Genomic DNA, 20,382 nt, shown 5'->3' with positions numbered 1-20,382 from the left:
TAATATTACGCTCTAAATATAGGGCTGATTTTAGCATGAAAATTAGGTCTTAATTGTTAATCTATATATTTTGTAGGGTGCGCCTCGCGCACCTTTAAACACAATTTTCATATCATCGGTGCGCTGGGCGCACCCTACAGCTTAGGTAGTTTCCTTTAACATATAAAGGGTAAATAACAGTTGAGGATATATACCAAAATTATCAAGATAACTAGTAAGAAAAAAAGCATAAATGACAAAGGAATCTTATCTTTGAATAATTTAAAGTGGAGTTGTTCATCCATCCAGTCAATCTGATGCTCCCAAAAAAATTTATAATGTGCATACCAATTGCTTGCCAAGATCTGCTTACTAATACTATACGAATAGTATCTATTTTCTATTTCATTTAATTGGTCTATATAAGGTTGAAAGTTGGAGTTATCGGGAAGACCTTTAACAGTGAAATACAAAGCCTTCAGTTCATTGCAGAGCCTGATGATTTTAGTTCCAGTATCATCGTAGGTTTGTTTTTCATGATTATAGAAGCTTATATATAGACCTGATACACCAACTATAACAAACACGGCTGATATTAACTTGGTAGACAGACTATCAAAAACTAAACCAAGTACGCCTACAGTTGTTGAAGCGAAGCCAATCCAACCAGGTGCTTTTTCAATTATGTCATAAGTAGCAAAATGCTTTTTAGCTCCGAAACCAACATCGTATCCCTTTTGGGCTATCATTTTAAGCAAATCATTTTTGTTCATTATAATTCCTCAATGGGTACAAAAATTTTATCTCTTGCAACAACAACTCCATTTTCTACGATATAACACTCAACTAAATGCTCTCCATTAAAAGACGAATGCTCGCTAATTTTTTCTCCGCGTATATAAATTTGCCCCCTAATGCAATCGCATTTTTGCGCTTCAATTCCTCGGTTTAGTACCTTCCAATGCACCTTGTATTGTAGATGTGATGGAATATTAATACTTTCTATGTAGAAATCTAAATTTCTACCGTGTTTTAGCTTGTTTTTAGGTTTTCTGAAATATTTTCTAACAGCTTCATAAGAACCTTGCTTTGAAACCTCACATTCAATTTTTAGTTTGTATCCAATATCAATAGGAAACTTATTATCAATAAACTCTTCTGTATGTTTATACCTTAGGCTTTCAAGAGTGAGATTAACTTTTTCAATTAATGGGAAGTTACTACCAAAAATTTTACGCCAGTAATTATTTGCTTTTTCAGTACCTTCATTAGATATTGCCTTAACACACTTGTTATAAGCATCTTTGGCTTGATCATGGAACTGGTCTTTAACTTTAACGTCCTGATTACTACCTAAAGCTTGATAGTGGTCTTTATTGGTTGGTTCTTCAGATAAAAATTTAAAGAAATCACGACACATAAAGTCATAATAAATATAGCTCTTATCATCAAAGTAATCTGTCGATTTCAAAAAATTATACGCTAAAGTATCAATTAATAATCCACCAATGGCTATGCCTTGTTTGTTTTTCCATGCTCTAGCCATTTTACAAAGGCGTCTTAAGTTACGATTTTTTAAATCGTTCATTCTTCTTATTTCATCTAACTCTGCTTGTGGTTTGGTAGTTTTCCATTTTCCACCTTTATAAGTATCTGGATATTTGTACGAACCGTCTTCTTGTTTAAATACAGGCTGCACTTCTACATGAAAATCAGTGTACTGTACACAGACAACTAATCTATCTACAAATACAGTAGTTCTAGGGTATCTATCTAAGATCGCATCTTTCGTATCTTTTAGAAGTTTAGATTGTCCTTCTGCTACGTTATATTCATCCCATTTAGATGGGGGCAAAATATATAACATATCTAAGTCTGATATACCCTTAATAGCTGTCCATCTTCCGTAAGAGCCGACTTGTAAGCAGTTGTTGACTCTACTTTCGGTATCACGAAATTTTATATTAAGAGCTTTAGTTATTTCTTGATATCGATTGCTAACTCGACTTGATTTATCATCACTAATTTTGATACTAGACAAAAAATTTTTAAAATCATCGGCGATTGACAATGTGAATTCCTTTTTACATAGTTTCGTTATTTGAGCTTATAAATTTCGAAAATTGTAATATTAAGAAACGGGCTTAACCCAAAAGCCAAACCCGCCATCCATCAATCTTAGATCTTACAAGCTCCGCCAGCACAATCATCTTCCATATCCGCTTGCGCATCGTTCGCACCATCACGGGTGTTGTGATAATAAAGCGTCTTCACACCTAGTTTATACGCGTTTAATAAATCCTTAAGCAATATCTTCATCGGTACACGGCCACCTTCATAACGAACCGGATCGTAGTTGGTATTGGCAGAGATGCTTTGATCGACGAATTTCTGCATGACAGCGACCAGCCTTAGGTAACCGTCATTGTTTGGCATTTGCCACAGTAGCTCGTACTGACCTTTTAGCTTGTCAATCTCAGGCACGACTTGCTTTAAGATGCCATCTTTTGATGCTTTGATAGAGACCAGACCGCGTGGTGGCTCGATACCGTTGGTCGCGTTGGCGATCTGACTAGAGGTCTCAGACGGCATCAAGGCAGTTAGAGTGGAGTTGCGCAGACCGTGAGTGGTGATTTCAGTACGTAGCGTTTCCCAATCGAGATGTAGCGGCTCTTGGCAGATTTTATCCAAGTCTTTTTTGTACGTATCAATCGGCAGGATACCTTGTGAGTACGTCGTCTCATTGAACGCAGGGCACGCGCCTTGCTCTTTTGCCAATTTGTTTGACGCTTTCAAGAGATAAAATTGCAACGCTTCAAATGTTTGATGGGTGAGACCCAATGCTGAGTCGTCTGAATAGCGCACGCCATTTTTGGCAAGGTAATACGCATAGTTAATCACGCCCACACCGAGTGTACGACGACGCATACTGCCGTTTTGAGCGGCTTTGACTGGATAGTCTTGATAGTCGAGCAGGGCATCAAGCGCACGGACGATGAGCTCGGCTGGCTCTTCGATATCGCTGACGTTGTCGACTTTACCCAAGTTGACCGCTGATAACGTACAAAGCGCGATTTCGCCTGCTTCGTCATTGATGTTATCAAGTGGTTTGGTCGGGAGGGCGATTTCCATACATAGGTTTGACTGACGAATCGGCGCAACCGTCGCGTCAAATGGGCTATGGGTATTGCAATGATCGACATTTTGGATATAGATACGACCCGTACTGGCGCGCTCTTGCATCATTAGGCTGAACAAGTCTGCGGCTGGGATTTGACGACTACGAATGCTTGGGTCATTTTCGTACTTGGTGTATAACTCTTCGAATTTGTCTTGATCTTCAAAGAAGGCATCATACAAGCCGGGCGTATCACCTGGAGAAAATAGCGAGATGTCTTGACCTTTGATCAAGCGAGTGTACATCGTTTTATTTAACTGTACGCCATAATCCATATGACGGACACGGTTGTCTTCCACGCCGCGGTTGTTTTTGAGTACCAGTAATGACTCGACTTCTAAATGCCATAATGGGTAAAATAACGTCGCCGCACCACCACGGACGCCGCCTTGCGAGCAGCATTTCACCGCAGTTTGGAACAACTTATAGAATGGGATACAACCCGTATGCTGTGCTTCACCGCCACGGATAGGGCTACCAAGGGCACGGATGCGACCCGCGTTGATGCCGATACCAGCGCGTTGTGACACATAGCGTACAATGGCGCTGGTGGTCGCGTTGGTCGAGTCTAGGCTATCTCCGCATTCAATCAATACGCATGAGCTAAACTGACGCGATGGGGTACGTACGCCTGCCATGATAGGTGTTGGTAGTGAGATTTTGAATTGCGAGGTCGCATCGTAAAAACGCTTTACGTAATCCAAACGGTCTGACTTGTCATAACGGCTAAACAAACACATACCAACCAGCATGTACAAGAACTGCGGGCTTTCAAAGACGGTCTTATTGACACGGTCTTGGACGAGGTATTTACCTGCCATTTGCTCAACGGCGGCATAAGCAAGGTTCATGTCGCGCCAGTGATCAAGATATGCTTCTAATTCATCAAACTCGGCACGGCTGTAGTCAGCTAGGATATGCTGATCGTATTTACCAGCGTCGGTCAGTTTTTTGACATGATCATAAAGGTGCGGCGGGGTAAATTTATTGTAAGCAATTTTACGCAGATGGAAAATCGCCAAACGCGCAGCCAAATACTGATAATCAGGCGTATCTTCAGAGATCAGATCTGCTGCTGACTTGATGATGGTCTCGTGAATATCGCGAGTCTTGATACCTTCATAAAACTGAATGTGTGACTTTAGCTCAACTTGCGACACAGACACATTATCCAAATTGTGAGCTGCCCACTCGATTACCTTATGAATTTTATCCAAATCAATAAGCTCTAATCGTCCGTCACGTTTGGTCACTTTGATTTTGTCGATGTGTGTCATGTTGCCCTCTTAAGTTGATAACTTGGTAATTATTTATAATGTTGCTTATAGTGATGCTGCACAGTCAGTAAACGGCAGGCATTCTTTATAATGCTACGATGCTTGCGCCGCGATAGGTGTTTTTTTAGGCAAAAATCTACCGCTACTCATAGTGACAATTAAATTCACTGAGTACTACATATAGCGTGTTTGTTAGTAGGTAGGCGCAATATAGCGGGAAAATTTTGAAAATACTATATTGATTTTAGCATCAAACTATGTTGCTGTGAGGTTGTGCTGTGTCCGAATTTTAGCAAAGGACGATGGGGTAAGGGTTAGACGCGATTGACTCAAATAATAAGTTTTTTGTAAAAATCGTACGATCATTTGCTTTTCATTCGCGAGTAAATGACGCACCAATAAGGGGACATGGAACAATAATAATGAGGGCGCAGATTGTACAGCAAACCACAAAAAATCGCCACCCGTATGAGTGACGATTTCGACGGAAAAGCAGCTGGCTTTTTTTAAACGACAATTATCTGTTTATACGACCAAACGGACTGTTTTGGCAGCGTCGAGTGAGGCATACAGTACATTGACCTGATCGGCTGCTGTAAGATATAGATTGACTCGTGCTGAATGGAAGCGACCCGTTTTAGACGGTTTCACTTCTATCGAGGCCAAATCAAAATCAGGGAACTGACTGCCCAAGATAAGCTTCACTTCGTTGAGTAAGTTCTCACGCTCGCCTTCATGCCCAATGATGCTAAGTGGATAGTTCATTGGAAAGTCCCAAAGCTCAGGATTTTGAATATCCGTTCTTTTGCCTGTGATCACACCTTGATTGGGCGTTAGGTTGGTCATTTTTACTGATTTTTCATTTACTGGTGCTTGGTTGTTGTTTTGATTGGTGCTGTCTTTTGGATCGTCAGTCATGATGTGTGCCTCGCTTTATTAAATGTTAGCTATTAGCATAAGAGCTTTATTCACCATTTATAGTGGCACTAAACTTATAATTCAAGTGCTAAAATGGCAATGACAGTATGCTATGGATCACTATGATCTGTCATAGATTTTGCTCAGTCAGCCATGATAATCAAATGCTAATACACATATCAGCTCATTTTTTATAAGCACAAACAGCGACGTAATCCCCACGGTCATAGCCTTCGATGACTTCTTGCGCCTTATCATTGGCATACATAGGATGGGTCAGTAAGGTTTGTGCATATTCAAAATCGACAAAACCATTGGCTTGCATCAGCGCGATTTTTTCATCAGAGGTGCGCCAATTTGCTGATTTAACCAGCTCAATAGGATAGGGATCAGCAGGAGAGATATGCGCAAGTAGCGGATGCTCCCAAGCATTTAGTGAGCTAGCTAAATTATATAATCTTGCAAAACTGCTTTCTTTTGGCACATCGATAACAATCAATTTGCCGCCCGTTTTTAAGGCATCAAATGCCTTTTTAATACAGATATCCAAATCGCTAATATAACTGACACTGCCGTTAAACATGATGATATCAAACTTATTTGGCTCAATATCGCAAGTCTCGGCAGGACTAATATCTACTTGTAAGCCGCGCTTTTTAGCGATTTCAGCCATGTCTTTAGAAGGCTCGATACCATATTTGATATGGATATCATAATCTTTTGCCAATAGTGACTCAAACAGTCCACTACCGCAGCCGATAGACAATATCTCACTGTGCTTATCTAAGAAATGAGCGACCAATTTTAGCTCGCTGGTCAGTAAGTTTTGGTTGTCAAAAAACCAGCTGTCATACGCGCTTGCGTGTTCATCGAATGCTGCCATGGTGTTTCTCCTTGAGTATTTTTTGTTGTATCGTTAATCCACTATAAAAGAGTGACAGCGTTAACCTCGCTTAAAGTATTACTCATACATCTGCACTCGGTTGCCTTATCACCCTTTTAAATTGAATCAACTATATTGAATAGTACGTGACGTTAAATTTGCCATAAAGCTAGCACCTTGTATAGGGGCTAGGACAGATCAAGCGCTTGTTGCCAAAAATTCACTTCCATACGTGAAGCAGTATTAAATAACTGTTGGAACTTGTCTGCCTGAGCGGGGTTAGCCTGTGCTAGTAGCGTGTTGATCTGCGCTTCATTCTGCGCGGTAATCGCTTGAAATTCTTCACTGGCAAAGACATCAATCCATGGCTGGTAAGGATTGTCCGCGACAAAACCTTGTTCTTAATACGTTTGCCAATTTCGCCATAGCCCATCAAACAAGGGGCAATCGCCGCATAAAGCTCAGCCAGTGAGCCTGATATCGCAGCGCCCAATAGGTAGCGGCTATAGGCAATGGTTACGGCAGATTCAGGGGTGCTTTCTACTTCTTTAAGTGGGATGTCCCACTCATGACATAAATCGAGATACATGCCAATTTCCATATCGAGCATGGCGTTGATGCCTGCTTGACCGACACGCATTTGTGCCAGCGTATCACTCTTATACACGCTCAACGCCATCACACGGGTATAGTGAATAAGATATAAATAGTCTTGCACAAGGTAGTGACGAAAGCTGTCAGGGGCGAGCGTACCTGCCGTTAGCTGTTTGACAAAATCATGCTGAATGTAGTCATCCCATGTTGGGCAATGGTGGCGTAATGTTTGGTAGTTCATAGTATTCACTTACTGTTATAAAATGCGAGTAAGCAAAGAGTAGGAGGTGATAAGCAAGCAGGCACAAAAAAACCTTACCAGATTATGTGAATAAACCAGCAAGGCTTGCTTAGCAATAGATGCTTAAGAGGTGTGCTATAAAATGTCACGCTTGTTTCCTACGTCAGTGCTAACTGCATCAGGTTCGCGGGTAACTCTCAGCCATGATTTTGAATTGTAGTTAAAGCATCAAAAATCAAAGCACCCCGACAAGGTTTATTTTTCAGAAATAAATATAAAGTTTAAATGAGTTCGAACTGCTGTTATTTAAGCAGATCAGCCCTATGATAGGTGAACTCAGCCATCATTAGCAAGTGATGCGCAAAAAACCATGAATAAAGGTTGTCTTGCAAGCGTAAATAAGCGAGATTTTACCTTTTATTAAGCTGGTCAAGTACCACGATAATGGCGAGAGAAATCACTATTTTCAAATGTATTTTTTATTCATAAAAGCTCTATTATTGCCTATAGTATTTAGCTACCCGACGGTAGGATATATAAAAAATATCTGATAAATTAAGGCAATGCTTTCATGGGGTATTATCTCATTTAACATTGATTACTTTAAGCTTTATAGGCGTTCAGCTAAGAGGCTATGGCAAATAGCCATTGATAGGAGTGATCTCAGGCGGAATATCTGCCTCTTCTAGTGCTTCTCGCAGATTAATCTCGATAGTACGCGATAATGCAGTCAGGGGTAGTTTGTTGGCGGCTAAGCCGAAAGGCTCTTCTAGCTCTTCACTGAGGGCATCCAAACCAAAAAAGGTATAAGCGATCACGGCACAAATCAGTGGAGTCACCCAACCGAGCGAGGCCACCAAGCCAAAAGGCAACATGATGCAATACAGATAGGTCGTGCGATGGACCAGCAGCATATAAGCAAACGGCAGCGGTGTATTATGAATGCGTTCGCAGGCCGCCAATACAATGGTCATAGACGTCAGGCGCTCGTCCATGTTCTGTATGACTTGCTCTGACACCAGTCCTTGACGCCGAATGTCGCCAAGCTGCTTACCCATGAGGCGCATGATGTAATCAGGTAGGTTGCGCGCTTGGCGCATACTATCATGGTGTTTCGATGCGACAAAAGGCTCGACATCATGCCAAGGTGACGAGCCGCGCAGGCGATGGCGCACAGCATGCGCAAAAGCAATGGTCAGGTAAACCATCGCTCGCCCAGTCTCGTGCCCATTCTCGGTATCAGTATCTATAAAAGAAAGCACTTGACGGGTTAAGCTACGCGCATCATATACCAGCTGACCCCAAAGCCCTCGGGCTTCCCACCAGCGTTGATAACTGGCATTGTTACGAAAACCAAGAAATAGCGACAGCGCGATTCCTAGCAAGGTAAAAGGAGCCATACCATAATAAGGAAAAGAGTCAGGAAGCCAGTGCTGAATAATTGTTATAAGTGTGCTGAGAAGCGCGATCAGCAAAATTTGCGGATAAATTTTTGGAATGACAGAGCCGTGCAGGGTAAAAAGTATCTTGAGAGCGTTTGGGGTTTGCCGGACAATCATGTCAGTTTCCTATCGATGGCATGTATAAAAAAGCGATGGCAGGGGTATCAATCAGCGTATACTCAAATCATCGCGACCTATGATATCAGTAGTTACCAATATGGCAATAATAAGATGATACTTAAATACTTGAATACTTAAATCACTTTTGTATTGCGCAGCAGCAAGGGAAACTGTAAGCACGCTTTAAAGGGTCTCTTCTTCACGCAGCGTCAGCACTTCATAACCATCGGCAGTCACCGCGATGGTATGCTCCCATTGGGCAGAAAGCTTTTTGTCTGCAGTCACCACCGTCCAGCCGTCTTTTTTCATTTTTACTTTGGCTTTGCCTTGATTAATCATTGGCTCAATAGTAAAGGTCATGCCTTGTTCTAGAACCAAGCCTGCACCTGCGCGACCATAATGTAAAACTTCAGGCTGTTCGTGCATTTCGCGACCGATACCATGCCCGCAGTATTCTCTAACCACAGAGTAACCGTGCTGTTCGGCTTGGCTTTGAATGGCATGCCCGACATCACCGAGCGTTGCGCCCGGTTTGACCATACGGATACCTGCCCACATGGCCTCATAAGTGTTATCGACGAGGCGTTTTGTTAAGGGCATCACATCGCCAATCATATACATTTTGCTAGAGTCGGCAATAAAGCCGCCTTTTTCTAAAGTAATGTCCACATTGATGATGTCGCCTGATTTTAGGTCTTGATTGCTTGAGGGTACACCATGACAAACTACTTGATTGACAGAAGTATTGAGAACGTATTGGTAGCCGTATTGACCTTTGCTGGCAGGTCGTGACTGCAAAACATCCACAATATAGCGCTCGACTAAATCATTGACAGTCATTGTGGAGATGCCAGCAACCATGTGCGTATCTAGGTAAGCAAAAACCGATGCCAATAAGCGTCCAGACTCACGCATGATGGCCAATTCTTCAGGTGTTTTCAGCGCGATTTTAGCCATCGATAAGATTTCCTATATTAACATCTGCTCGTTTTAACTGCTCGCTGATGATATCGGTATAAGATGCGTGAGGATTGGCCTCGGCCAACATACCTATCTTTATCCAATACTCTGCCTGCGCGTTAATCGAACGTACCATTACCGCACTGGCTTTACGAAGCTCTTCGTGTAGTGTGTCATCAATTTTAACAATACCCATTGTTTTACCTAGCATATGAAATGTATACGAATCATATATTTTATATAGTGCCATTGCAAGTTTGTTCTTGTATTCCTTGATGAATATATGTAGTTATAGCACTCGAGCCATCAAATCGATGACACAAAAAAGCCGAGATAAACTCGGCTTTTTTATTGGTGCTTAGTTTGCTTTATGATTAATCATTCTCTAAGAACGAACGCAGATGCTCAGAACGTGACGGATGACGCAGTTTACGCAGTGCTTTTGCCTCAATCTGGCGAATACGTTCACGTGTTACGTCAAACTGCTTACCCACTTCTTCCAAGGTATGGTCGGTTGGCATGTCGATACCAAAGCGCATTTTTAGCACGCGTGCTTCACGCTCAGTCAGATTGCCCAATACATCACGAGTCGCTTCACGCAGACCAGCTGCGGTCGCATCATCAACAGGGCTTGAGATCGTACCATCTTCGATGAAATCACCTAGGTGTGAATCTTCATCATCACCGATAGGGGTTTCCATCGAGATAGGTTCTTTGGCGATTTTCAGTACTTTACGGACTTTAACTTCGTCCATCTCTAAGCGTTCGCCCAATTCCTCAGGCGTTGGCTCGCGTCCCATTTCTTGCAGCAACTGACGAGAAACACGGTTTATTTTGTTAATGGTCTCGATCATGTGTACAGGAGTACGGATGGTACGCGCTTGGTCAGCGATAGAGCGGGTAATTGCCTGACGAATCCACCATGTCGCATAGGTCGAGAACTTATAACCACGGCGATATTCAAATTTATCGACGGCTTTCATCAGACCGATGTTACCTTCTTGGATTAGATCCAAGAACTGTAGACCACGGTTGGTATATTTTTTCGCGATAGAAATAACCAGACGCAGGTTAGCTTCGACCATTTCTTTTTTGGCGCGGCGAGCTTTTGCTTCACCGACTGCCATACGGCGCGCGACATCTTTCATATCGTGGATTTTCATGTCGAGCTGTTGCTCGTAGTCACGAATGCGACGTTGCAATAAAATAACATCATCAGTGACTTTTTCTAGCGTACCAGCAAACGCAGGCTTACCTTTAATACGTTCAATCAACCAATCAACATTGGTCTCGTTGCTAGGGAAAGTCTTACGGAATTCTTCGCGCGGCATACGACCACGGCGAATGACCAAACGCATGATTTGACGCTCTTGCTTACGCACGTCATCATATACATCATGCATGATAGCCATCACTTGGTCTGACAAGCGATTGTTCAATTTTAGCATCATAAAGCGTTCGGCAAGTAGGGCATAAGCAGTATCTGCTTCTGTGCTACCACGGCCATAATCTAGCAAGGCTTGCTTGGCTTTGATAAATAAGTGTTCGATTTCTTCTAGACGCAGACGTACTTCTTCAGGATCGATACCGCTGGTTTCTTCTTCAGCTTCCTCTTCAACGTCGTCTTCATCCTCGTCCTCATCATCAAGCGCCGCTGCTTTGGCTTTTGCTTTGATCACAGGTGGATTTTCTTTTTCTTCTTTTATGCGTTCACGTTCTTCTTTTGCTGCCTCTTTCGCTTCTTGGGCAGCGATTTTGTCTGCTTCGGTCTCAGGATCTAAAAAGCCAGTAATGACGTCAGAAAGCTTTTTCTCGCCATCTTGTACTTTTTGATACTCATCAAGGACGAACTGTACGGTGCCCGGCCAGTAAGACATCGCATGCTGTACGTCACGAATACCTTCTTCGATACGCTTGGCAATGGCGATCTCACCTTCACGGGTCAAGAGATCTACCGTACCCATTTCACGCATATACATACGCACAGGGTCAGTGGTGCGACCCGGCTCAGTCTCAACAGAGGCCAATACTGCCGCTGCCTCATCCGCTGCCATGTCATCATCGCTTGAATCGTCGTTCATCAAGATGTCATCGGCATCAGGCGCAGATTCAAAGATTTTGATACCAACGTCGGTCAGCATTTGCACAATATCTTCGATCTGATCGCTTTCGGTAATAGAGTCGGGCAGTTGGTCATTCACCTCAGCATAGGTGAGATACCCTTGCTCTTTACCCATTTGGATTAAGGTGGCCAGTTGAGATGTGGACTTAGAAACTGACTTATCGTTCATAAATACTCGCTTACTTGCATCGGACATTTTTATATTGTGACGCGCTATCGCTCGCTCAGTGCGTTGATATAATCAATCGATTCATCAAAATATGGCGTAGAGGTTGTCAATAATATCAAAAATGAGTTGATATGAATAAAGGCTCAAAATACTACAATTACAATGCTAAAAAACTGCTAGAAATTAGTAACGCTAAAAACTCTTCAAGATAACATTATCTAAAAAATAATATATAAAAATAACGGTACCTAAAAACGGATACTTCAAAATAATATCTAAAATTTGTGCTTAATGAGGCGGATTTATCGCCATCTATTAAATCGGGCTATAAATAGTTAGCGACACAGTTTAACACACACCAGCGTAATCAAGCACGAGGTAGTGATATCTACCGACCGTTTTTTACTGATTATTTGCTGTCAGTTGAATGATCTAATGGCAATACATGCTATTGGGCATAATCATTAGTAGTGGGGGCAGCCGCTATACTTTTAAAGGGTTGGAGATTTTTTAGCAAAAATAATGGCAAACGTTAAGATTTGACGGTAACCATCTGCGCTGACTGCTCAGCTTGCTGCGCGCGTAACCAATCATTTAATAATTGCGACTGCTTACGGACAATCGCCAGCTTGATATGATCAGGATTTTTGATGAGCTCTTGCATCTTTTTTTGCAGATGTAACTTGAGCAACTGCATCACCAAGTTTTCGATCAACTCATCCAAGCTCAAAATATTTCTGCCAATCAATGTCTTATAAAATCCGCCCCAGCTACGGCTAAGTGTCTCTTGGGTGATTGGTTTGACATTAGACAATATAAAGTGTGCGGCGGCGTTGGCATCTTTGGGTAAATGATTCAGGCAGCGTTTGATGGTGCTAACGATATCCAGCAAGGCGATATCTTGCAAATCTTCCCAAGCAAGCGGACGCAAGATGTCAGGCGCGGCTTTTTGTTTGATGTGTGCTGGCAGCTGTAAATCATTAATACCTGCCTGCTGCCAAATGGCTTCGATAGGGTCTTCAATTAAGGCACGTGGCTGAAACAAAAAACAAAGTTGCAATTGCTGACTGATGGTCATGTCACCATCAAAATCTAGCAGCGCATCTTTGGCTTCGATATTTTGGCTACGTTTACCACCCAGCTTCTGATAGACGTCATTGTTCAGCAAATAGCGAAAGCTACTGCCTTTAGGTAATGCAGTGGTCAAGGCACGTACTTGCGACATGAGCTTGGCTTTGCCTTCTGCTAAGGTTAAATCGTAACGCTCGCTTAAATAGGCAAAAATATACTGTGACAATGGCATGGCATTCGCGATTTGCTCACGCATGGCATCGCCACCCTGACTTTTAATAAACGTATCAGGATCATGATTGTTGGGTAGGGTCAAAAACCGCAACTCTTTGTCATCGGCAAGCACGGGTAGCGCAACTTCAAGGGTGCGCCAAGCGGCTTTTTGCCCAGCGCTATCGCCATCAAAGCTCAACGTTAGGGTTGGGTTCAGCGTCAGTAATCGTGATATTTGACTTTCATTGATCGCCGTACCCATGGAAGCAATAGCGCCATAGATACCCGCTTGGTAAAGGGCGATCACATCCATATAGCCTTCGACCACCAGCCAGCTGTCGGCACGTTGTTGGCGTGATTCGTAATAGCCATACAGCACATGCTGTTTATGAAAAACGGGCGAGTCAGAGGAGTTGATATATTTAGGTTTTACTTCATCATCGAGCGCCCGTCCACCGAAGCCAATGGTGCGTCCTTGATTGTCTCGAATCGGGAAAATGACCCGATCACGGAGTAGATCATAATCGCGCCCTGACTCTGATTGGCGCACCAAACCAAGCGCCTTTAGTCCTTCAATATCTTGTGGAAACTGATGCTCAAGATGCTGCCACCCAAAGGGCGCATAGCCTAAGCCAAAGGTCTCAAAGATGTCTTCTGTGATACCACGCGATAAAAAATAATGCTTGGCATGCGGATGAGTGGTGAGATTGTGCTGATAAAACTGCTGGATTTGCTCTAACAGCTCATACAGGTTACCGTCTTTATCGGAAGCGCTATGATCATCGTACAATGCCGCAGCGTCAGTATCGCCACCTATCAACCATGCTGGCGGATAGCTATTATCATCTTGGTAGTCTGCGCCATAAGAATCTTCTGGATAAGGTGCTGAGTCGTAAGCATCTAGCGGTGGATACTCATCGTAGCCGTTGCTACTGTCGTGATAAACGGGTTGATCGGTATTGCCGTACTGGTTTTGTTGCTGAATAGCTGAAGTAGCGTTAATAGAAGGCGCATTAATTGTTTGAGCAGGACTTTTAGCGTTGATAGTCGGACTAGGTATTGACGGTGGTGCAATCGGTTTTGGTGCACGGCGCTGGTAGCTGACGTTTTGTTGCTCTTCTTTTGGAACTTCGATGCCCGTTTGCTTTGATAGCTCATTAACCGCTTCAATAAAAGTTAAGTTTTCATAATCGCGTAAAAAACTGATGGCATTACCGCCGACGCTACAGCCAAAGCAGTGATAGATGTTTTTTTGTGGATTGACATAAAAAGAGGGCGACTTTTCACCATGAAATGGACAGCAGCCTTTAAACTCACTACCAGCACGTTTAAGCGTCGTATGACGCCCAATGATACTGATTAAGTCAGCTTGGCTATTTAATTGTTCGAGAATGTGATTTGGAATACTCATGCAAAAAACAGTTTACCATAGGTGTATTATCTTAAGCATAGGCAATATTGGGCACAAACAATATTGGGCATAGATAATGAAACAGAAACAGAAAAAATGAGGCCAACTCTGTTGTTGACCTTATTTTTTTCATGATGTGCGTTGATGTGCTAAAAAGAAGAAACGTTCTCTTAATTAAAGAATAGAGGTTGCCTCAAATCTAGCGCATTTATTCATCATTCATATCGACATCTGCTGGCAGGATATCAATCCCTTGAACAGGCAATGTCGTACGGCGTACAGGATTGGTATTTTGCGGATCGACATTGGCTTCTCTTGCCGTAGAGCCAGTGCTCGATTGGCTAGTAATGCGCTCAGCGGAAGCTTCAGGCAGACCCAAGCCGACATTGATACCACTATTGGCGCGCACAGGTGAAGTACCTTGCGCTGCACTGGCTGCTGCATTATCGCTTGGCAGTCTCAATTGACTGGCGTTACGAATAACCTGAGTTTTGGTCGCGCCGTTATAGTCGCCTGTCGTAACTGATGAAGTATCTTTGTTAAAACGACTTAACTGCCCAAAAGTCAATTTGTTGATGAAAGAACGCTCACGTTTGGTGTCGAGTTTAACGCGTCCATTAGCACTTAACATGTTGGGATAATTAATCTGCAATAGAGTTTTGTATTCTGCTGCCAAATCAGACATACCCAATTTGTCATAGCTATAAGCTAAGACCGCGATTGCGTCAGGGATGGATTCACTAAGTGGATAGTATTGAAACACCCATTTGGCACGGTTAACAGCAGCGACATAAGCTTCGCGCTCGATATACCAGTTGGCTGCACTCATCTCACTTTCAGCAAACTGATTGTAAATGAAAGTCATGCGCTGAGCGGCATCTGGCGCGTAAGGGCTATTAGGGTACTTGTTAATAAGCTCTTGAAAGTTAGCGAAGGCAATACGTAAATAGGCGGTATCACGCTCAGCTTGATTGAGCTTAAACAGTTTCAGACCTTCTGATGAGCCCTGCATATTGGCGACGCCGCGCACATAGTAAGCGTAGCTGACTTGCGGATTAGAAGGGTATAGGTTAATAAATTGCTCAGCGCTGGCAGCTGCCATTTCATATTTACCACTGGCATATTGTGCGTACATCATGTCGAGTAATGCTTGCTCAGCGTATTGTCCAGTAGGATAAAAAGTGCGCAGATTGGTCAAATCTTCGATGGCTTGTGTATAGCGGCCTTTATCAATCTGGGTAATGGCGTCGTTATAATAGTTCTGCTCTGATTTTTCGGCAGTTTCTACCGCATCGACGTCTTTACCGCCAGTCAGATTTTTGAAAGTCTGACAGCCCACTAAGTTTACGCTTAGCGCAAGTAGGGTTATTGAGGACAGTTTGATAAACGTATTGCCAACAGCTTGCATACTTCTTCTCCGACACAAGACGTATAATAGCAGCGACGCTATCATACTAGATATTAGGTTAATGATAAAAAACGATGCGTAGGCATCAATAGTGGTCTGTCATCTACTATGTCAATCATCGGACATACCAGTTATCGTTATTAAAAAACGCTTGATGGCATAGGGTTTATATCAAACCAAATGCTTTTAATAAAAATTCGATAAGCATACAGTGGCATAGCATACAGCAAAATATGGCTATACTTTATAGAATAACGTTTGCTTCGTCTATTTTTTCGCCATCTATATTGTACTTAATCCAATCGTGCTCATCGAATTTGAGTCAGTATTGTACAGTTATTAGTCTACTGCAACACAGATGCGATATGCTGCTGCTCGCAATGAGCTGTACACCAGCGCATGTCAGTTTGGCATTTTAACATGAGCCGCTGTCACGAGCGATATCGAATGTCGCTGACACTGACAAATATACAGTAAATTACAGCAATGTCATATTTTAGAGAGTTAAGTACGGCGCTGACGCTCACCGCGGTATAATCAAAAAATGACAGATAACACACAGCTTCTATAGGGCTTAGGCGCTTGGCGTGATACACTAGCACGGTATTGCCTCCGCTTTTTTCGACGACGATCGCTTTTATGATAAGTGATTGATAGCGAATGGCCTTTCGTTTTTTATAGCGTTACGCTTAACACTTTATTAGAAATTTCTCAAAAGCTACCTTTCAAAACCATGTCAGGCGCTTTGCCATATATAAATCTGCTATGAATAATAATGCTATGACTACCCATTTACCACCGAATCAATCACGACAGACTGATTCATCAGCACAAGAGTCACCGATGCCAAATGACGTTTTAAATAATAGTGAATTACCTGACGATAATCAGTCGATGCTTGATGAGCAATGCCATAGCGATCATGTTTTAGAAGACGCTGTGTCAGAAGAAGCTATGTTAAAAGATAGTGATGTGCTTGACGATATGATAGATAGCAGCGATGAAGATGCTGACGACATTGTTGATAGCGACGATGATGAAGCGTCAGCCGCCGGTCAAGTGGTGCCAGTAATTATTAATATGACGCATACGGTTATAGAAGACGAAGCTGGTTTACGTATTGATAAATTGGCTTCAAAAATATTTACCGATTTTTCACGTGTTCAATTACAAGGTTGGATCAGTGATGGCAGCCTGCTGTATAACGGTGGCGTGCAAAAACCGAAAATTCGTGTCAGAGCGGGTGATGTGCTGCAGTTAACCACCACATTAGAGCAGCATAGTGAAGATCAACCAGAAAATATAGACATCGATGTGGTCTATGAAGATGATGACGTATTGGTCATTAATAAACCTGTTGGCATGGTAGTGCATCCTGGTGCGGGCAATCAAACCGGCACCTTGGTCAATGCACTACTATATCACTATCCGCAGCAGCACCATCTGCCGCGTGCAGGTCTGGTGCACCGTATTGATAAAGATACCTCAGGGCTATTGTTGATTGGTAAAACCAAGCCAGCACAGCTTGCGCTGATGGAGCAACTAAAGGACAAGTCGGTCTATCGTCATTATCAATGTGTGGTAGCAGGGGATGCAGCGAGTCTATCGCGTCATCGCCGTATTGACGCCCCAATCGGTCGTCACCGCAACCAGCGTACTAAAATGACGGTAATGACAGCAGGACGCGAAGCTGTGACTCATTTACTGAATGTGACCGCGCTTAATGGCAATTATTGCCTGTTGGATGTGGGTCTTGAAACGGGACGCACTCACCAAATTCGTGTGCATTTAAGTCATGTTACTTATCCGATAGTGGGTGATCGTGTCTATGGTGGTCGTCGTCAATTGCGGGCAGGACTGACAGAAGCACAACGTCAAGCGATTAATAATTTTCCACGTCAAGCCTTGCATGCCTACACACTGGGTTTCGTGCATCCAACGACTGGTGAAGATATCGAAGTCACCACACCACTGCCTGAAGATATGCAGCAGTTAATGGCTGTGCTAAGTGATGGCTATGATGACGAGTAGACCGCTCCTTGTAGGGGAGAGCGTAAAGTCGCTTGTAGAAAACAGAGCCTAGTAGTAAATAGCGATCCGTGACATAAAAATGACTCATTAAAACGGTAAATCAGCCATGACTCATCAGTTTCCTATGACATTGCTTGCACAGATTGATGATGTGGCTGTTTTTCAAACAGCTGCCTTTTCAAGCGATGACGTTGACTCACAAGACCAGCCCACAGAACAGCTGGTACGACAGCAACGTCAAGCGAATTACGGTGAGCTAAATTTAGGTTTGCATGTCAATGACGATGCTGCAAAAGTACTGAGCAATCGCATGCGTTTATTATCTGCCATCAATGAACAGCTTGCACCCTTATCATCGACAGCTTGCCAACAGGTACCCATCAAACGCTTACACTGGGTTAACCAAGTTCACGGTAAGCAAATTCATGATGTTGATGGCACGGCGCTAGGTATGACGCCAATGTCTGCTGACGCGATGGTCAGTCGGCAACAAGGGCTTGGGCTTGCGATAATGACGGCTGACTGCGTACCGATAGTCTTATATCAGCCAGCTAGTGGTCAAATAGCAGCGATTCACGCGGGTTGGCAAGGTCTGGCTTGCGGGATTATTCAAGCGACTGTGCACTGTTTTACGCAATCGGGACAAATCAAAGCTTGGATTGGTGTTTGTATCAGCCAAGACAGCTATGAAGTTGGCGCTCAAGTTCGCAATCAATTATTGAAAGGTTGCACAGAAAATAAGTTATTGAACACAGCCAGTATTGAACATTTTGATTCGTTATATGTCATAGATTCTGTGGCTACTATTAAAGGCGATAGCGAGACTCAACATGTACAGGATACGGTTGATAAGCTGTCAAGCTGTGACACAGTTGACGCGAGAAAAATCAAGCTAAACTTACCAAAGTTGGCAGCGGATCAGCTTAGTGCGGCGGGCGTTATAGTAGATGACACCTTATCTAGCAGCTGTAGTTATACTGATGACCACTATTATTCTTATCGGCGTCAAACGCATTTGCAGCAGCCTGCTACAGGTCGAATGGCGCTGGTCATTGTACGTGGCGCTGCGTAGGATTACGCTATTTGCTGTTGCGCGCAATTAACTGTTGAACTTATATTGTTTTTATTTAACCATTTATAGCCATTATTAGAGTTTGTATGAATACATCTGCCAAATCGTCCATTACTGATAGCATACCGACTGTATCTATTGCTGTTATTTATCATAGCAACTACGGTCATACCAAGCGCGTCGCTGAAGCGATCGTTAAAGGGGCGCATCAGCAATTGCCAGCAGCACAGGCCAAAGCCGTTGATGTCCACAAGGTTGACTGGGATTATTTGGATCAGGCCGATTTGCTGGTTTTCGGTAGTGCCGTATATATGGGTAGTGTCACTGCTGAATTTAAGACTTTTATGGATGAAACCTCAAAGCGCTGGTATCATCGTAAATGGGAAGGCAAGTGGGCAGCCGCTTTTGCCAACTCTGGTGGGCTGAGCGGTGATAAGCTGGCGGTATTGCAGCAGATTTCTTTGTATGCGATGCAGCATGGTATGAACTGGATTGGATTACCGCTGATGCCGACAGGTCATGAGGCTCATGATTTAAACCGTTTATCTAGCTTTTTGGGCTTGATGACCCAGTCGCTTGATGGTCCCCCTGAGGAAACGCCAGGACGGGGAGATATTGATACGGCTATTTGGTTTGGCGATCATTTGGCTAAGACAATTATCAAGCATCAGCCAGCGGCACGCCCTTGAAATAAATGGCTATTGAGTCATTCAAGGTAATTTATAATTTATTAAACATTAAAGGCAGATATCAAACCGATATCTGCCTTTTTTTTGCTTATTTTATGAGTGTGATGGCACTATTTTTGATTTTTTGTACTGGTATTATTTTGAACCTGCACAGTGGTGGCAGGCGTATTTTTGACCAAGATGCTATTGGTAGGGGTGGTATTCACAGGAATAGGGCTGTCGACAAATTGAAATGATTGACAGCCTGTCAGTAACAGGGCTGATGTCAGTATATAAGCAAGAATCGGTAACTTCATAGTGGTGTCTCAGGCGGCGATCGGCAACGTGGAAATAGCGCCTATCATAAACAAAATATGGTGCGGTGCAATAGTTTGTTTCATAGCATTATAAAAAACTGACTGGTAAAAAAAGCGAGTGCTAACTTAAGTCTATGTATCTATTATGTACAACTAAAATCGATAATGACAAAAAATGAAGTGCATATATGACAATTGTTCACAATGATAGGTTTTTATAAAAGATATACGCCCAAAAATAGAGCTTTAGTTACTGATTTTAAAGATATTATTCAAATAGCTTGTTATTATAATATAAAAAAATATAT

The 20,382-nt window shown here is 42.9% G+C and carries 17 protein-coding genes; 3 read left to right on the top strand and 14 right to left on the bottom strand.

Annotated features, from left to right (window positions below; translation table 11 throughout):
- Window positions 1–155: 155 nt before the first annotated feature.
- The 13 genes from JMV76_RS01795 to JMV76_RS01740 all read right to left on the bottom strand — a co-directional run bounded on the left by JMV76_RS01795 (window position 156) and on the right by JMV76_RS01740 (window position 15,986).
- Entirely contained in the window at window positions 156–752 is a 597-nt protein-coding gene (locus JMV76_RS01795; RefSeq protein ID WP_201501395.1) for an SLATT domain-containing protein, read from the bottom strand.
- Window positions 752–2,050 (bottom strand): SMODS domain-containing nucleotidyltransferase, encoded by a 1,299-nt coding sequence (locus JMV76_RS01790; protein WP_201501394.1) that lies wholly within the window; start codon window positions 2,048–2,050, stop codon window positions 752–754. Before JMV76_RS01790 ends, JMV76_RS01795 begins: the two co-directional genes overlap by 1 nt.
- Before the next feature lie 107 nt (window positions 2,051–2,157).
- Window positions 2,158–4,434, bottom strand: coding sequence for a class 1a ribonucleoside-diphosphate reductase subunit alpha (nrdA, locus tag JMV76_RS01785; protein WP_201501393.1), 2,277 nt, complete (start codon window positions 4,432–4,434; stop codon window positions 2,158–2,160).
- 525 nt (window positions 4,435–4,959) lie between these two features.
- On the bottom strand, window positions 4,960–5,280 hold the full coding sequence (locus JMV76_RS01780) for a YbeD family protein (RefSeq protein WP_045446256.1): 321 nt from the start codon (window positions 5,278–5,280) through the stop codon (window positions 4,960–4,962).
- A 256-nt stretch (window positions 5,281–5,536) separates the two neighbouring features.
- On the bottom strand, window positions 5,537–6,235 hold the full coding sequence (locus JMV76_RS01775) for a class I SAM-dependent DNA methyltransferase (RefSeq protein ID WP_201501392.1): 699 nt from the start codon (window positions 6,233–6,235) through the stop codon (window positions 5,537–5,539).
- Between the two features lie 188 nt (window positions 6,236–6,423).
- The gene (locus JMV76_RS15030; protein ID WP_265090266.1) at window positions 6,424–6,564 is read right to left on the bottom strand and encodes a hypothetical protein; all 141 of its coding nucleotides are present in this window, start codon (window positions 6,562–6,564) and stop codon (window positions 6,424–6,426) included.
- Window positions 6,525–7,070, bottom strand: a complete 546-nt coding sequence (locus tag JMV76_RS01770) for a TenA family protein (RefSeq protein ID WP_265090258.1) — start codon at window positions 7,068–7,070, stop codon at window positions 6,525–6,527. The genes JMV76_RS15030 and JMV76_RS01770 overlap by 40 nt, the downstream gene beginning before the upstream one ends.
- A 632-nt stretch (window positions 7,071–7,702) precedes the next feature.
- The gene (locus JMV76_RS01765; protein ID WP_201501391.1) at window positions 7,703–8,629 is read right to left on the bottom strand and encodes a bestrophin family protein; all 927 of its coding nucleotides are present in this window, start codon (window positions 8,627–8,629) and stop codon (window positions 7,703–7,705) included.
- A gap of 186 nt (window positions 8,630–8,815) precedes the next feature.
- Window positions 8,816–9,589 (bottom strand): type I methionyl aminopeptidase, encoded by a 774-nt coding sequence (gene map, locus JMV76_RS01760; RefSeq protein ID WP_201501390.1) that lies wholly within the window; start codon window positions 9,587–9,589, stop codon window positions 8,816–8,818.
- Complete coding sequence (locus JMV76_RS01755) at window positions 9,582–9,788, bottom strand: ParD-like family protein (RefSeq protein ID WP_060490914.1); 207 nt, start codon at window positions 9,786–9,788, stop codon at window positions 9,582–9,584. Before JMV76_RS01755 ends, map begins: the two co-directional genes overlap by 8 nt.
- 178 nt (window positions 9,789–9,966) lie before the next feature.
- A complete protein-coding gene (gene rpoD / locus JMV76_RS01750) occupies window positions 9,967–11,883 on the bottom strand; it encodes an RNA polymerase sigma factor RpoD (RefSeq protein WP_201501389.1) in 1,917 nt (638 codons plus the stop codon).
- A 532-nt stretch (window positions 11,884–12,415) separates the two neighbouring features.
- Entirely contained in the window at window positions 12,416–14,578 is a 2,163-nt protein-coding gene (locus JMV76_RS01745) for a DNA primase (protein ID WP_201501388.1), read from the bottom strand.
- A 208-nt stretch (window positions 14,579–14,786) separates the two neighbouring features.
- Window positions 14,787–15,986: an outer membrane protein assembly factor BamD gene (locus JMV76_RS01740; protein ID WP_201501387.1), complete on the bottom strand. Its 1,200-nt coding sequence runs from the start codon at window positions 15,984–15,986 to the stop codon at window positions 14,787–14,789.
- Between the two features lie 780 nt (window positions 15,987–16,766).
- Between JMV76_RS01740 and JMV76_RS01735 the strand changes: the two genes are divergently transcribed.
- The 3 genes from JMV76_RS01735 to JMV76_RS01725 all read left to right on the top strand — a co-directional run bounded on the left by JMV76_RS01735 (window position 16,767) and on the right by JMV76_RS01725 (window position 19,778).
- On the top strand, window positions 16,767–18,017 hold the full coding sequence (locus JMV76_RS01735; RefSeq protein WP_087815550.1) for an RluA family pseudouridine synthase: 1,251 nt from the start codon (window positions 16,767–16,769) through the stop codon (window positions 18,015–18,017).
- Window positions 18,018–18,123: 106 nt separating this feature from the next.
- A complete protein-coding gene (locus JMV76_RS01730) occupies window positions 18,124–19,089 on the top strand; it encodes a polyphenol oxidase family protein (RefSeq protein WP_201501386.1) in 966 nt (321 codons plus the stop codon).
- An 86-nt stretch (window positions 19,090–19,175) separates the two neighbouring features.
- On the top strand, window positions 19,176–19,778 hold the full coding sequence (locus tag JMV76_RS01725; RefSeq protein ID WP_201501385.1) for a flavodoxin family protein: 603 nt from the start codon (window positions 19,176–19,178) through the stop codon (window positions 19,776–19,778).
- 110 nt (window positions 19,779–19,888) lie between these two features.
- Here the strand turns inward: JMV76_RS01725 and JMV76_RS01720 are convergent, their stop codons facing one another.
- On the bottom strand, window positions 19,889–20,074 hold the full coding sequence (locus JMV76_RS01720) for a hypothetical protein (RefSeq protein WP_109591355.1): 186 nt from the start codon (window positions 20,072–20,074) through the stop codon (window positions 19,889–19,891).
- Window positions 20,075–20,382: the final 308 nt, after the last annotated feature.

Origin of the sequence: Psychrobacter cibarius (assembly GCF_904845955.1) — a bacterium.
Taxonomy (GTDB): Bacteria; Pseudomonadota; Gammaproteobacteria; order Pseudomonadales; family Moraxellaceae; genus Psychrobacter; species Psychrobacter cibarius_B.
Note: the sequence above shows the minus strand (reverse complement) of the source record. Positions and strands in the feature narration are given on the sequence as shown.